Annotated in this window: 13 protein-coding genes and 1 tRNA gene; 10 read left to right on the top strand and 4 right to left on the bottom strand. The window is 74.2% G+C overall.

Annotated features, from left to right (window positions below; translation table 11 throughout):
* Positions 1-3: 3 nt before the first annotated feature.
* Both V5O46_RS13760 and V5O46_RS13755 read right to left on the bottom strand, forming a co-directional pair.
* Positions 4-1,500, bottom strand: a complete 1,497-nt coding sequence (locus V5O46_RS13760) for an exopolysaccharide biosynthesis polyprenyl glycosylphosphotransferase (protein ID WP_332884857.1) — start codon at positions 1,498-1,500, stop codon at positions 4-6.
* Entirely contained in the window at positions 1,497-2,750 is a 1,254-nt protein-coding gene (locus V5O46_RS13755) for a glycosyltransferase (RefSeq protein WP_332884856.1), read from the bottom strand. The genes V5O46_RS13760 and V5O46_RS13755 overlap by 4 nt, the downstream gene beginning before the upstream one ends.
* Before the next feature lie 392 nt (positions 2,751-3,142).
* Here V5O46_RS13755 and chpG point away from each other — a divergent pair, with 392 nt between their 5' ends.
* The 7 genes from chpG to V5O46_RS13720 all read left to right on the top strand — a co-directional run bounded on the left by chpG (position 3,143) and on the right by V5O46_RS13720 (position 7,726).
* On the top strand, positions 3,143-3,382 hold the full coding sequence (gene chpG, locus V5O46_RS13750) for a chaplin ChpG (protein WP_332884855.1): 240 nt from the start codon (positions 3,143-3,145) through the stop codon (positions 3,380-3,382).
* Between the two features lie 300 nt (positions 3,383-3,682).
* Entirely contained in the window at positions 3,683-4,417 is a 735-nt protein-coding gene (locus V5O46_RS13745) for a hypothetical protein (protein WP_332884854.1), read from the top strand.
* Positions 4,418-4,651: 234 nt separating this feature from the next.
* Positions 4,652-4,933: a hypothetical protein gene (locus tag V5O46_RS13740; RefSeq protein WP_332884853.1), complete on the top strand. Its 282-nt coding sequence runs from the start codon at positions 4,652-4,654 to the stop codon at positions 4,931-4,933.
* A 1-nt stretch (position 4,934) separates the two neighbouring features.
* Positions 4,935-5,531: a vitamin K epoxide reductase family protein gene (locus V5O46_RS13735; RefSeq protein WP_332884972.1), complete on the top strand. Its 597-nt coding sequence runs from the start codon at positions 4,935-4,937 to the stop codon at positions 5,529-5,531.
* Between the two features lie 143 nt (positions 5,532-5,674).
* Positions 5,675-6,181 carry a hypothetical protein gene (locus V5O46_RS13730; protein ID WP_332884852.1) on the top strand — a complete coding sequence of 169 codons (507 nt, stop codon included), beginning with the start codon at positions 5,675-5,677 and terminating at the stop codon, positions 6,179-6,181.
* A gap of 179 nt (positions 6,182-6,360) precedes the next feature.
* Complete coding sequence (locus V5O46_RS13725; RefSeq protein WP_408648988.1) at positions 6,361-6,876, top strand: tyrosinase family oxidase copper chaperone; 516 nt, start codon at positions 6,361-6,363, stop codon at positions 6,874-6,876.
* Positions 6,860-7,726 carry a tyrosinase family protein gene (locus V5O46_RS13720; protein WP_332884851.1) on the top strand — a complete coding sequence of 289 codons (867 nt, stop codon included), beginning with the start codon at positions 6,860-6,862 and terminating at the stop codon, positions 7,724-7,726. Before V5O46_RS13725 ends, V5O46_RS13720 begins: the two co-directional genes overlap by 17 nt.
* 68 nt (positions 7,727-7,794) lie before the next feature.
* On the opposite strand, the gene V5O46_RS13715 is transcribed toward V5O46_RS13720, so the two are convergent.
* Both V5O46_RS13715 and V5O46_RS13710 read right to left on the bottom strand, forming a co-directional pair.
* Positions 7,795-8,085: a chaplin gene (locus tag V5O46_RS13715; protein ID WP_332884850.1), complete on the bottom strand. Its 291-nt coding sequence runs from the start codon at positions 8,083-8,085 to the stop codon at positions 7,795-7,797.
* Between the two features lie 496 nt (positions 8,086-8,581).
* Positions 8,582-8,654 (bottom strand) — tRNA-Arg (locus V5O46_RS13710).
* Between the two features lie 322 nt (positions 8,655-8,976).
* On the opposite strand from V5O46_RS13710, the gene V5O46_RS13705 reads away from it, so the two are divergent.
* The 3 genes from V5O46_RS13705 to V5O46_RS13695 all read left to right on the top strand — a co-directional run bounded on the left by V5O46_RS13705 (position 8,977) and on the right by V5O46_RS13695 (position 13,728).
* Complete coding sequence (locus V5O46_RS13705; RefSeq protein WP_332884849.1) at positions 8,977-10,584, top strand: dynamin family protein; 1,608 nt, start codon at positions 8,977-8,979, stop codon at positions 10,582-10,584.
* A gap of 3 nt (positions 10,585-10,587) precedes the next feature.
* Entirely contained in the window at positions 10,588-12,876 is a 2,289-nt protein-coding gene (locus tag V5O46_RS13700; protein ID WP_332884848.1) for a YfjP family GTPase, read from the top strand.
* A 288-nt stretch (positions 12,877-13,164) separates the two neighbouring features.
* Positions 13,165-13,728, top strand: coding sequence for a single-stranded DNA-binding protein (locus tag V5O46_RS13695; protein WP_332884847.1), 564 nt, complete (start codon positions 13,165-13,167; stop codon positions 13,726-13,728).
* The last annotated feature ends 256 nt before the right edge of the window (positions 13,729-13,984 follow it).

The raw sequence follows: 13,984 nt of genomic DNA, 5'->3' as shown, positions 1-13,984 counted from the left end.
CGCTCAGCTCCCCGTCGGACGCACCAGCGACACGGCCGTGCGCAGCAGGATGCACACGTCCTGCCACAGCGACCAGTCGTCGATGTAGGCGTTGTCGAGCCGGGCCCGGTCCTCGATCGAGGTGTCGCCGCGCAGCCCGTGGATCTGGGCCAGGCCGGTGATGCCGACAGGCATCCGGTGGCGGGCGGCGTAGCCGGGGTGGGCCTGGCTGAACCGGTCGACGAAGTAGGGGCGTTCCGGGCGCGGGCCGACCAGGCTCATGTCGCCCCGGAAGACGTTCCACAGCTGCAGCAGCTCGTCCAGCGAGGTGCGGCGCAGAAAGCGGCAGAACCACGGCATCCGCTGCTCGTCCGCCACGCTCCAGCGGGTCGCCGACTCGTGCGCGTCGGCCGGGCGGTGGGTGCGGAACTTCAGCAGGGTGAACGGCCGTCCGCCCGCGCCGATCCGCTCCTGCTTGAACACCACCCCCGGTCCGCTGCTGATCCGCAGCACGGTCGCGCAGGCCAGCAGCAGGGGACCGGTCAGCAGCAGCAGCACGCCGGAGGCCAGCACATCCAGCACCCGCTTGCCCGCGGTGCCCGCGGGGCCGCGTCCCAGGGGCGCCGGCCTGCGGCAGGGGAACCCGGCGAGCCGGTCGCCGTACGGACCGGTGGGGGCGGGTTCCGCGTCGATCTCCCACACCGTGCAGCCGGACTCGGCCAGCGCCCGTGGCAGCGGAGCCCGCCCGGCCCGTGCCGGGGGACGCACCACCAGCACGTCCCGCACACCGTTCTGGACGATGGCGCGCTGCACCTCCTCGCCGGTGGTCAGCACCGGCAGCCCCTCGGCGCCGTCCGGATCGTCGGCGACGACTCCGACCGGCCGCACTCCGCAGCGCGGATCCCGCAGCACCGCCGCGGCCACGCGCTGCGCGGTCGCCGCGGGCCCGACCACCAGCGCGGCGCACGGACGCTGGGCCAGTGCCGTGCGCCGCCACCCGTGCACCGTGCCGCGGGCGGCGCAGCTCGCCGCCGCGTGCAGCGCAAGACCCAGCAGCAGGGTGCGCGCCGACAGCGCGTGCTGTGGGTCGTACGCCGCTGTGAGCGCTGCCAGCGCCAGCCAGACCACCGCGATCCGGCCCAGGACGGCGGGGAGTTCGTCGAGCAGGGCGGGCAGCCGCCGGGCCGGTACCGGCGGGCGCAACAACAGCGCGGCGGCCACCAGCAGAACGGCGAGCTCGGGGCGGTACGGGGCCCCGGTGAGCGCAAGGGCACCCGTCGTCGCCGCCGTGCCGTCGGCGACGAGCAGCGGAAGCGCGGAGGGCGCGGGCCGGGCCGGAGGACGCCCTGCCGGGGGGCGGGCGCGGGGTCCGCCGGTGCGGGGCGGCAGGACGGAGACGGGGGAGGCGCCCGGCGGGCGTTGCTGCCCGGTGGCGGCGGTGGCCGTGGCGCCGGCGGCCGCTGCGGTGCGGAGGTCCCGGGGCTGTCCGGCGGGGCTGGGGACGGTGCTTTCCGCGGTCACGGGTGGCTGGACTCCCTGTATTCGATGGCCTCGGCCTCGGTGGTGTCGATGGCCTCGGTGGTCTCGGTGGGCCGGGCGGACGGCACCCCGGCGGCCGGGCCGACGCCGAGGAGTTCTCGGTACACCGCCGTGACGGCCGCGGCCGTGTGCCGTACGTCGTGTGTGGCCAGCACATGCGCCCGTCCCTGACGGCCCATCGCCTCGCGGGCCGGCGGGTCGAGCAGCAGCGCGGCGGCATGGTCGGCGAGCGCCGCCGGGTCCTCCGGGGGCACCAGGCAGCGGGCGGCGAGCGTGGGCGGCAGCGCCTCGCGGGCGCCGTCGACGTCCGTCACCAGCACGGGCCGGCCGCAGGCCATCGCCTCCAGCGGGGCCAGCGCCATGCCCTCCCAGCGGGACGGCAGGACCACCAGATCGGCGGCCCGGTACCAGGGAGCGGCCTCCGCGACGGGCCCTGCGAACAGCACGGACTCGGGGGCCAGGGAGCGCAGCCGGGCACGGTCCGGGCCGTCGCCGACCAGCACCAGGCGGGCCTCCGGGACCTGACCGCGCACCCGTTCCCAGGCCGCGAGCAGCACGTCCTGCCCCTTCTGCCGGCACAGCCGCCCCACGCACACCACCACCGGCGCGCCCGGGGCGACACCGGCCAGGAGCCGTGACCGTACGGCGTCGGAGCCGGGGTCCGTGCGGTGGTCGGTCCCGGCGGCCGGACGGAACCGGTCCGGGGCGACGCCGTTCGGGATCACCGACCAGCGCGCCCGGATCCCGGCCCGCTCCCCCCGCCGCCGCTCCGCCTGGCTCACGCACACCACCCGCCCCGTCCACCGCGCCGCCCGGCGCTCCCAGCCTCGTGCGAGGGCCGCCATGACCCCGTTCACCGCCTCGAACGACCAGGCGTGCGGCTGGAAGACGGTCGGGATCCGCCCCCGTACGGCCAGCCGCGCGGCGAGGCCGGCCTTCGCGCTGTGCGCATGCACGACGTCCGGCCGCACGTCCGTGACGATCCGGGCCAGGCGCGCTACCTCCGAGGCGAGCGCGGGGCCGGGAGCACGTCCCGCGGGCCAGGGCCGTACCTCCGCCCCGAGCGACCGCAGTGTCCCGGCCAGGAACCCGTCCGGGCAGGCGACGGTGACCGCCAGGTCCGCGGCGAGCTGGGCCCGCGTCAGATCCGCAACCACACGGGCGACTCCGCCGTCCACCGGTTGGGTGATTTGCAGAACCCGTGGCCGAAAGGCCCTGGGTGACAGGTGCATGCGCGGTTTCCTCGCTCACGGGTGACGCTCGGGACGGGGCGGGAACGCGCCTCACGGCTGAGCGACGGCGGCGCCGCGGCGCACGCCGGCGCACACCGCGTCCCGCAGGGAAACGAGCAGGACGGCCGGCTGGTCACAGACAGCCGTCCCGCGGCGGTGCACGGGGGTGCGTCGGATGGTGGGGACTCTAGCTGCTATCCGTACTAATCCGGAGAAACCGGGTATGTGTGTCGGATTGGTGAAGAGTGCTGTGCCGACCGTGCCTCCCGAGATCGCCCGGGGACCGTTCGGAGATCACTCCTTTGGCGGCACAACTCCCGCGTACGTGGCGCGTTGACACTGCGCCGGGCACCCGCCCGGATGTTTGTGTCAACCCCAAGGAGCACCTCTCAATGTCGCGTATTGCGAAGGGTCTGGCCCTGACCTCCGTCGCCGCCGCCGCGGTGACGGGCACCGCCGGTGTCGCCGTCGCCGACAGCGGCGCGCAGGCCGCCGCCGCCCACTCCCCGGGCGTGCTGTCGGGCAACGTGCTGCAGGTTCCGGTCCACGTTCCGGTCAACGTCTGCGGCAACACCGTCAACATCATCGGTCTGCTGAACCCGGCGTTCGGCAACGAGTGCAAGAACGACTGACGTCCCGCACGGCTGACGTCGGCTCCGCATCGGTACCGGCCGTCCGCGCCGCGGTTTCCTCCGCGAGCGGGCGGCCGGTCCGCTGTGCCCTTGCCGGGCGGGCGGATTGGTGCCGTGCCCCGAACGGGCGGTGCGGCCCCGACACGCTGTACGGACCTTGACAACCCGTCCCACCAGCGGCGACCGGCGCCGCCGGTGGACCTGGAAGGACGCGGACCGCACTCGATCGGTTGCAGAGTGCGACAACCCCTCTCACGGTGGGCAGCACATGATCCGACGCACCACCGAAGGGAACCCGCCATGCCCCTGCCCGCACGGCGAATCGCCATCTCCGTACTCTGTGCCGGCCTTGTGCTCGGCATCTCCGGGCCGGCGGCACTGGCGGCCGACGGCGAACCGGCCCGGGAGCGCACCCTCGCGGCGTCCCTGGAACAGCTGCCTCAGCTCGACCAACTACGCGGCCAGGCCGACGGCCTGGGTGATCTGGACGAGGTGCTCGAACCCGCGACCGACCTGCTGGACGCCGTGCTCGCGACCGACGACGGCCTGCTCTCCACCGCCGAGGCGGACGAGCTCGGCGCCGCGGTCGAGGAGGCCCTGGCCCAGGTGGAGGCCGCCGACCTGGACACCACCGCAACCGGGGTCACCCTGCCGGAGCAGCCGATCGTGATGCTGCCGACGGATCCCGCACCGGTCACGCTGCCGGCCCCCGTCGACCAGGCCACCCCGGCCGATTCGGCCACTGCGGCCGACGACGCCGCGGTCCCGGCCGCCGATCCGACCACCGACGCACTGGACGCTCTGCAGGAGCAGATCGACGCGCTGATCACGGCCATCACCGCCGGCAGCGTCGACCAGGTGGTCCCGGCCGTCGACAGCATGGTGACCGGCCTGCTCAACCTCATCGCCGCCCAGCTGGCCGGGCTTCCCGCGCTTCCCGCACTGCCCGCGCTTCCCGCACTGCCCGCGCTTCCCGCACTGCCCTCGCTACCCGTACTGTCCACCGCGTCGAGCACCGCGCTGCCTGCGAGCTGACGCGGGGCCGGCGTCCTCCGCCTTCCGGCCGTCGGCGCTCCCGCAAAGGGCGCCCCGTTTCCTCATATGAGATCTCCTCGGAGTTCTCATATGAGGATTTCTCATGCCGCCCGGATCCCGACGACGGCGGGGAGGAATTCTTCGACGCACGGAGTTTCCTGTTCCTGAGGGAGTTCGTTAGGCACGGCGTCAGAATTCCCTGTGGTGACATGTGTTGCCGAAGAGAGGAACACGATGAAGTCCCTGAAGGCTGCCGCTGTCGTTGCCGGATCCCTCGCCGCCGCCGGAGCCGCCGCGCCCGCGTTCGCCTACGACACCGCAGACCTCACACCCACCAGCCTCAACGGCGCCGTGAACACGCTCACCAAGGGCCCCGTCGACGTCATGCCGCTGCAGCAGCAGTCGGACGCGCTCGACACCGAGAACAAGGACTCGGCGCTGCACACCGTCAAGGGCGCGACCGAGCGGCTGAACGCCGCGGGCAGCCTGCTCGGCGGCCTCCCGCTGGGGGGCTGACCTGTCCCCAGGCCGCGCGCGGACCGCGGGTTCCGGCCCCGGTCTCGCCCTGCTGCTGGTGATCACGGGGGCGGTCGGACTGCTCGCCTCGTGGATGATCACCCTCGACGAGTTCAAGCTGCTCGAGGACCCGGACTTCGTGCCGGGCTGCAGCCTGAACCCGGTGGTGTCCTGCGGCAGCGTCATGGAGAGCGACCAGGCCAGGGTCTTCGGGTTCCCCAACCCGATGCTCGGCCTGGTCGCATACGCCGTCGTCGGCTGCGTCGGGGTGAGCCTGCTGGCCGGCGCCCGGTTCCCGCGCTGGTTTTGGCTCGCCCTCGCCGCGGGCTGCCTGTTCGGCGTCGGGTTCGTCAGCTGGCTGCAGTTCGAGTCGCTGTACCGGATCGACGCCCTGTGCCTGTGGTGCTGTCTGGCCTGGGCCGCCACCATCGTCATGTTCTGGTACACGGCGTCCTTCGCCGTACGGAACGCGTTCCTGCCCGCGCCGCGCCGACTGCGCATCTTCCTCGACGAATTCACCTGGGTGCTCCCGCTTCTCCACATCGGTGTCGTCGGCATGCTCGTACTGACGCGCTGGTGGGACTTCTGGACCGGCTGACCGTCGTACTACTGCGGCACTCGGGGGAATCCTGTGCTCCGGGCAGTCCCGGAATCGTTACGCATGGCGCTCCGAGTATCGCCCCTTCCCACACCCCGCATCTCCCAAGTCTCCCCCCACCTCCCGAAGGGACCGTGCCTGACATGAAGCCGACCACCCGAGGAACCCTGGCCGCCGTCGTCACAGGGGTCGCCGCCGCGGTGGGCGTCGCCGCGACCCCCGCCGCCGCGGTCCCCGTGCCGGTGCCGCTGGACGGTGCCGAGAAGGCGCTCGGTATGGAACTGCCCGAGGTCGGCGGCGAGCTGCCGGTGCCGAAGCCGGGCGCGCCCGAGGGCCCCCGGTACGTCGAGGGCCGGCTGCTGCCGGAGCGGACCCTTCCGCAGCTGCCCGTGCACGGCGGGCTGCCCGGCGCTGACCTGCGCCAGCCGCTGCCGCACCTCATCGGCAGCGGCTTCGACCACGTCGGCGTCGATGCGCACGCCTCCGAACTGCGCACGCTCGCCCCGGGGCTGTCCGCGGACGCCCCGCTCAGCGCGCCCGACGCCGGCGCGTTCGGTCTGCCGGAGGCCCGGCTGCCGCAGGCCGGCGTGCTGGCACCGGTGGTGCAGACGGTGCCCACCGCCGGTCTCGGCATCGCACCGGGGCTGTAGGCCGACGGCGAGGCCCTCGCACCGGGCGTCCGCCGAGCCCGCCCGGCCCCGTCCACGGTGACCCCCGGGCCCTTCGGCCGGTTATCCCCTACGGATCACCGGGACCGGACGAGGAGCGAGTCATGGGCGGCGGCGTGGACGAATCGACGACAGCGGCTCCAGCGACCACAGCGACCACAGTGACCACAGCGGTCACAGCGGTCACAGCGGCGACCGGGCGCGCGGAGCGGACCGCGGCAGCGGCACCGGGGACGGCGAGAGGCGGGCCCGCCGGACGTTCCCGCCGGGACGCCCTGCGCCGTCTGCTCGCCCCGGCACTCGCCGCCGCGTTCGCACCCGTGGCCGCCGGCTGCCGCCCCTTCGGGCCCGAGGCGGACGCCGACGACCACGCAGGTGACGGCTCCGGCGCCGGGTACGAGGGCGTCGTCTTCGAGGAGACCTACCGGGGCCGCCGGATCCGCGGCGTCCGCTCCGCCGCCGGGCGGGCCCTGGGCGCCGGGAGCTGGCACGTGACCGTGGACGGCCGGCCGCTGCACCTGATGCGCCGCGCCGACGGCAGCTGGCTCACCATGGTCGACCACTACCGCTCGTACCCCACTCCGCTCGACGCGGCCCGCGCGGCCGTCGACGAGCTGGGCCCGGGACAGCACCTGCGCGAGGGAGGAGCGGCGGCCCACCATGGCGTACACGCGTAAGGACGTCAGCACGCTGACCCGGGCCGAGAAGCGGCGACTGGTCGCGGCGCTGCTGGAGGTCAAGCGCAGCGGCGAGTACGACGAGTTCGTCCGTATCCACATCGACTTCTACGTCTCCGACGGCGAGGACGGGCTGCGCACCGCCCACATGGCGCCCTCCTTCCTGCCCTGGCACCGACGGCTGCTGCTGGACCTGGAACAGGCGCTGCAGCGGGTGGACGCGTCGGTGACCGTGCCGTACTGGGACTGGACCAAGGACCGCGGCACGACGTCGGCACCCTGGACCGACGACCTCCTCGGCGGCACCGGACGGCCCTCCGACCACCGGGTGACGACCGGGCCGTTCGCCCATGCCGGGGGCAACTGGGAGATCAAGGAGAACGTCACCGACACCGAGTACCTCACCCGGGACCTCGGCCGCTCCCGCGACCCGATCGAGCTGCCCACCGCGAGCGATCTGGAGTGGGCGCTGAAGGATTCCGGGTACGACGCGGCGCCGTGGGACTCGACGACCGGCAAGGGGTTCCGCAACAAGCTGGAGGGCTGGGGCAGCGGCCGCGGCAGCAGCTCCTGGCGCAACCACAACCGGGTGCACCGCTGGGTCGGCGGCGCGATGGTCGGCGGCGCCTCCGTCAACGACCCGGTGTTCTGGATGGTGCACGCCTTCGTCGACCTGCAGTGGACCCGCTGGCAGCGCCGGCACCCCGGCGCCCGCTATCTGCCGGCCGAACCCCCCGCCCCGGGCAGTGCGCAGGACGGGCGGATCGTCGCCCGGCACGAGCGGCTGCCGCCGTGGGACGTGACGCCGGACGAGCTGGAGGACGTCAGCGGCATCTACCGATACGCGTGACGTGATCCGACGCCACGCGAGGAGCCCCGGTGCCGCGGGCACCGGGGCTCCTGACGGGGCGAGAGGCGTCAGCTGCCGTAGCCGTAGCCGTGGCCGCCGCTCCGCAGGCCGCCGCCGTCACCGTTGTTTTCGCAGGCGTTGCCGAAGGCCGGGTTCAGCAGGCCGACCACGTCGACGGTGTTCCCGCACACGTTGACCGGGATGTGCACCGGCACCTGCAGGACGTTGCCCGACAGGACGCCGGGCGAGCCCACGGCCTCGCCCTTCGCGCCCGCGTCGGCCATGGCCACACCGGCGCCGCTGATCACCACGGCGCCGGTACCGAGGGCGACACCGGCAGCCTTCGCGATGCGAGACATCACGTTCTCCTTCTGACTCGGGGGGAGCGGCAGCAGATGACGCCGCCGCACGGTCCGTTCAACGCGGCGGATCATGGAGGGTCACGGCGGGAGTGTGAGGATCACCCTTTTCGAACGCTGGACTGGCCGTCCCCCCTCAACCCCTGCTCATGGACGACGCCGAGGAACTCCCACGCGACATCCGCTTCTTCGGCCTCGGCCTCACCTCGTCGGCCCCGAGTCTGCCCGCGAGGGTCTGCGATCGTGGGGATCGGCCCGCTGCTCCGCGACCCGACCCCGTCCTGACGACTGCTGGGCCTGGTCATCTGCCCAGGGCAGGAGCGAAGGCCGGAACTCCCCGCCGTGCGTACGGCGTTCATGCGGCCGAGGGGGTGGAGACGCCGGGGCGCCGCAGGCTGGTCGGCCCCTGGTCCATCCGTGGCCGCGCCCGGTCCCATCCGGGGGCGGGGAGCGCACGGCGGCGGTCGCCGGGGCGGCTGACCGGCCCAAGAGTGAGCGCCCCCGGCAGGACTCGAACCTGCGGCCAAGCGCTTAGAAGGCGCCTGCTCTATCCGCTGAGCTACGGGGGCCTGGTGTGGTGGCCTCTGTCGTGGGTGCCCTGGTGTGGGCCGATCCGTGACGTTGCCGGGGACAAGGATAGGGCTCCCGGCTCCTTGACCCTGCTGCTTCGCCTCCGTGGCTCGATGTGGAGGTTCGGTGAAGCGGTCCTGATAATCGCAGGCAGGTACGAATCGTGCATCGCTTTTGGCGTCTCGCGCATCGGGTGTTGTGCACTCGTTATGCCTCGACTGCGATCCCGCCCCACTCGTCCCTTGTGCCCCTTCTGTCCGATCGGCGCGCAGGCATGCCTATATGCTTCAGAATTCCCCTGAAATTGGGCATTCTTCGCATGTGGTGACCTTGGACGTACGGCCTCAGCTGCTCGACGCACTCTCCGCCCTGCGCGACCGTGTCGCGGCCGCACGCTTCCCGCTGCCTCTGGCCGGGGCCCCACGCGCGCGTGCCAACCGCGACGAGCTCCTCGCGCAGCTCGACGACTACCTGGTGCCCCGGCTGAGGGAGCCTGAAGCACCCCTGCTGGCCGTCGTGGGCGGCTCGACCGGCGCCGGAAAGTCCACGCTCGTGAACTCACTCGTGGGCCGCCGGGTCAGCGAGGCGGGCGTGCTGCGGCCCACCACGCGCACGCCCGTCCTGGTCTGCCATCCGGAGGACCATCACTGGTTCAGCGGCATGCGGGTGCTGCCCGACCTCACGCGCGTGTGGGTGCCCCAGCAGGAACCCGACGACGACCTGCTGCTCCCCGGCGAGAGCCCCGCGCGCGTGCTGCGCATCGAGACCGCCGACACCCTGCCGCCCGGGCTCGCCCTGCTCGACGCACCCGACATCGACTCCCTGGTCGCCGAGAACCGGATCCTGGCCGCCGAGCTGATCTGCGCCGCCGACATCTGGATCATGGTCACCACCGCCGCCCGCTACGCCGACGCCGTGCCGTGGCATCTGCTGCGCACCGCCAAGGAGTACCACGCCACCCTGATCACCGTGCTCGACCGGGTGCCCCACCAGGTGGTCTCCGAGGTGTCCCGGCAGTACGGCGCCCTGCTCACCAAGGCGGGCCTGGGCGATGTCCCCCGGTTCACCGTGCCCGAGCTGCCCGAGTCGGCCTGGGGCGGCGGCCTGCTCCCGGCCACCGCCGTGGCCCCGCTGCGCACCTGGCTCGTGCACCGGGCGCAGGACCCCGCGGCCCGCGAACACGTCGTGGCCCGTACCGCCCAGGGCGTCCTCGACTCCCTTCGGGCCCGGATGCCCGAACTGGCCGGTGCCGCCGCCGCGCAGTATGCCGCCGCGCTGCGGCTCACCGCGGCCGTGGACCGCGCCTACGACAACGAGCACGCGCGCGTGCGAGGACGGCTGCAGGCCGGCGCCGTGCTCGCCGGGGACGCCCTGAAACGGTGGCGCGCCTTCCCGCTGGACTGCGCCGCCGGGGAACTCCTCGACTCGCTGGTGGAGAGCCTCACCGCGCTGCTGCTGTGCGCGGTCACCGCCGCCGACGAGCGCGTCGACGACGCCTGGCGGCGCGAGCCGGCCGGCACGGCCCCGGGGCTGACCGACCGGGACGGACTGCCGGAGAACGCCGAGCACCGCATCGGGATGGCGGTACGGCGGTGGCGGCGCGAGCTGGAGGAGTACGCGGACGACGAGGTGCGCGAGCTGGAGCGGAGCCTCGCCCCCGACCCCGAGGTGATCGCCGCCCTGGTCGCCGCCGCCCTGCTCGGCGGGCGCCGCGGCCGGTCCGCCGGGGAGAGCCTCGCCGAGCGGCTCGGTGCGCACGGCGCGCTACGGCTCCGTGACCGGGGCGGGCGCCTGCTCGCCGAACACGTCGACCGGATCATGCACCGGGAACGCGAGCGCCGGCTCGCCCCGCTCGACGCGCTGGGAGTCCACCCCGAACCCCAGGCCGAACTCATCGCCGCCCTGTCCGTACTGCAGAAGGAGAGGTGACCGGTGACCGCCGTCACTGACGAGGACCCCACCGAGCACACCGACCACACGGGGAACGCGGGTGTACACGACGCCGCCGGGAACGGACGCCCGCGCGGGGACGACGGACGTCCTGGTGCCGCCCCGGAGGGGGAGGCCGGCTCCCCGTCCGGGCGGGCGGAGCAGCCCCGCGGTGAGGACGACCCCGGGGAGGACGCCGGGGAGCGGGCGGAGGGAAGGACCGGGGAGACGGGAACCCGAGGCCGGTGGCCCCGGGAGCGCTGGCGCATCCTGGACCGCGGACGCGGCCGGGAGCGGGACGGAGGCCGGGACAGGGACCGGGAGACGGGCGGCGAACGGGACGGGGACAAGCTCCGCGAGCGGGGCGGGGGCGGGGACAGACCGCGCGACCGCGACCGCGACCACGACCGCGACCGTGACCTCGGCCGAGGTCGCGACCGTGACCGCGTCCGGGGTCGGGACCGGGACCGGGACCGCGACGGGCGGTTCCCGGGGGACCGGGAACCGGGCCTCCGCGCGCGCGACCGTGACCGCAACGCCCCCGCGCGCGCGACGGCCGCCGGCGCCCCGACCCGGGCGGACGACGAGGAGGGCGCCTGGGACGACGGACTGATCGCCCGCCGGGTGAACGAGACCGACGGTTTCGAGGCGTACCCCGTGCCGGAGCGCAGCAGGCCGCACAGCCCCTCCGGCGGTGTGACCCCGCTCGCTTACGACGGGCCGCTCCGGGCCAGGCTGGACGCACTGCGCGAACTGGTGGGGCTCTCCCGCACCCGGCTCGACAGCAGGACCCTCTCCGAAGCCGGCCGGGTGCTCGACGAGGCCACTGCGCGCCGCAGACTCTCCGGGCAGCACACCGTCGTCGCCATCGCCGGCGCCACCGGCAGCGGCAAGTCACAGCTGTTCAACGCGCTCGCCGGGGTGACGATCTCGGAGACCGGCGTGCGCCGGCCCACCACCGCTGCACCCATCGCGTGCAGCTGGAGCGACGGAGCGGCGACCCTCCTGGACCGGCTCGGCATCCCGGGCCGGCTGCGCCGCCGCCCCGTGCAGCACCCGGACGCGGAGTCGCAGTTGCGCGGACTGGTCCTGGTCGATCTGCCCGACCACGACTCCGCGGCCGTACAGCACCGCGAACAGGTGGACCGCATCCTGGCCCTGGTGGACGCGGTCATCTGGGTCGTGGACCCGGAGAAGTACGCCGACGCCGTCCTCCACGAGCGCTATCTGCGGCCCATGGCGGGCCATGCGGAGGTCACCTTCGTCGTCCTCAACCAGATCGATCGGCTGCCCGGGGAGGCCGCCGAGCAGGTCCTCGACGATCTGCGGCGGCTGCTCGACGAGGACGGCATCGCGCTGGGCGAGTACGGCGAACCGGGCGCCACCGTCCTCGCCCTGTCCGCGCTCACCGGGGACGGCATGGGTGAACTGCGCGAGACGCTGGGCCAGTTCGTCGCCGACCGGAGCGCGCCGGCCCGGCGGATCTCGGCCGATGTGGACGCCGCCGCCTGGCGGTTGCGGCCGGTCTACGTCACCGGACAGCGGACCGGGCTGAGCGAGGAGGCGCGCGAGGAGTTCGCGGCGCGGCTCGCCGACGCGGTCGGTGCCACCGCGGCGGGGGACGCCGCCGAACGCGCCTGGCTGCGCAATGCCAACCGCGCCTGCGGGACCCCCTGGCTGCGGCTGTGGCGCTGGTACCACGACCGGCGCGAACCCCCCACCGGACGGCTACCGCTGCGCGCCCAGGCCGACGAGGAGGCCACCGCCCGTCAGCGTGTCGAGCAGGCGGTGCGCACGGTCTCCGACCGGGCGTCGGCCGGGCTGCCCGCGCCCTGGGCACAGGCGGTGCGTGAGGCGGCGGTCCGCGGCTCCCAGGGACTGCCCGAGGCGCTCGACGAGCTGGCCGCGCGCGCGGGGCTGCCGCCGGGCCGCCCGCCACGGCCCGGGTGGTGGCCGATGGCGGTGCTGGCGCAGGCGTCCATGACACTGCTTCAGGTGGTGGGCGGCCTGTGGCTGCTGGGCCAGATCCTCGGGGCCATGTCGCCGAACCTGGGCGTGCCGGTGCTGCTGATGGTGTGCGGCATCGTCGGCGGTCCCGTCATCGAGTGGAGCTGCCGCATGGCGGCGCGCGGACCGGCACGCCGGTACGGCTACGAGGCGGAACGCCGATTGAGGGAGGCGGCGGCGGGCTGCGGCCGGGCCCGGGTACTGGATCCGCTGGCGGCGGAGCTGCTGCGGTACCGGGAGGTGCGGGAGCAGTACGGGCGGGTCACGGGGGCGGGGGCCAGGTAGGAGGGCGGAGGGGGCGGCGGCCCGGGTGCTCCGGGCCGGGTGGGGCGGCCCGGTCCCGGAGTCCCGGGGCGGTTCACTCGTTCGAGTGGCGGAGTTCTCCACAGCCCAGGGCGCGGTCCACAGGGCCCGGCGGGCCCGGCTCCGACGGCGGCAGTCTGGCTGTGCGCCGGCCGCGACGGATGCGGCGGACGCGGCAGACACAGCCCCACGGGACGGGCCCGTGGGCGTATCCGCCCGGCGTCGGCGTCCGCAAGGGCGCCGGGACCGTGCGGGAAGGGGTGGGCGACGATGAACGAGACGATGGTCTGCGCAGTGGGCAACGTGGCGACGCAGCCGGTCTACCGCCAGCTGACGAACGGCCCGTCGGCGCGGTTCCGGCTGGCGGTGACCGCGCGCTACTGGGACCGGGAGAAGAGCGCGTGGACGGACGGCCACACCAGCTTCTTCACGGTGTGGGCCAACCGGCAGCTGGCCACGAACGCGGCGTCCTCCCTGGGCGTGGGCGATCCGGTCGTCGTGCAGGGCCGGCTGAAGGTGCGCACGGACCTGCGCGAGGGGCAGAGCCGGACGTCCGCGGAGATCGACGCGGTGGCGATCGGTCATGACCTGGCGCGCGGCTGCTCGGCCTTCCGGCGCGCCAACCGGTCCGCGCCGGCGGTCTCTCCGCCGCGTCCCGAGCCCGACTGGGAGACTCCGGCGGCCGACGACGCCAACAACCCGCAGCCGCAGCCGCAGCCGCAGCCGCAGTCGCAGCTGCCGTCGCGGTCGCAGCCGCAGTCGCGGATGGAGCAGGAGCCGAGCGGCGGGGCGGAGGCGGCCAGGCCGGACCGGGAGCCCGCGGCGGTGACATGACGTCAGCGGAGCCCGCGTCCGCCCCGACTGACCGAAGTGCGGCGTATCGGCGCTTCCGCATCGGACGATCCCGTGTGGATTTGTCGATAGGACCAGCTCGCCCGCGGTCCCGGCGATAACGATTCCGAGTCGGATCCGCGATCGGACGGCAACCCCGCAAGGCGTGGTGCCGGTGATCCTTAGGATGCCGAACAGGCCTTCTGAGGCTGCTGATTCTGCCGGTGGGACCGTGCCCCCCACACCAACGGGTCCTGCT

Source organism: Streptomyces poriticola (assembly GCF_036689765.1).
Classification (GTDB): Bacteria; Actinomycetota; Actinomycetes; order Streptomycetales; family Streptomycetaceae; genus Streptomyces; species Streptomyces poriticola.
Note: the sequence above shows the minus strand (reverse complement) of the source record. Positions and strands in the feature narration are given on the sequence as shown.

Bases quoted from the DNA above. Each gene is read 5' to 3' on its own strand.
- V5O46_RS13755 (WP_332884856.1), bottom strand. From the start codon at position 2,750: ATGCACCTGTCACCCAGGGCCTTTCGGCCACGGGTTCTGCAAATCACC.
- chpG (WP_332884855.1), top strand. From the start codon at position 3,143: ATGTCGCGTATTGCGAAGGGTCTGGCCCTGACCTCCGTCGCCGCCGCC.
- V5O46_RS13745 (WP_332884854.1), top strand. From the start codon at position 3,683: ATGCCCCTGCCCGCACGGCGAATCGCCATCTCCGTACTCTGTGCCGGC.
- V5O46_RS13740 (WP_332884853.1), top strand. From the start codon at position 4,652: ATGAAGTCCCTGAAGGCTGCCGCTGTCGTTGCCGGATCCCTCGCCGCC.
- V5O46_RS13730 (WP_332884852.1), top strand. From the start codon at position 5,675: ATGAAGCCGACCACCCGAGGAACCCTGGCCGCCGTCGTCACAGGGGTC.
- V5O46_RS13720 (WP_332884851.1), top strand. From the start codon at position 6,860: ATGGCGTACACGCGTAAGGACGTCAGCACGCTGACCCGGGCCGAGAAG.
- V5O46_RS13715 (WP_332884850.1), bottom strand. From the start codon at position 8,085: ATGTCTCGCATCGCGAAGGCTGCCGGTGTCGCCCTCGGTACCGGCGCC.
- V5O46_RS13695 (WP_332884847.1), top strand. From the start codon at position 13,165: ATGAACGAGACGATGGTCTGCGCAGTGGGCAACGTGGCGACGCAGCCG.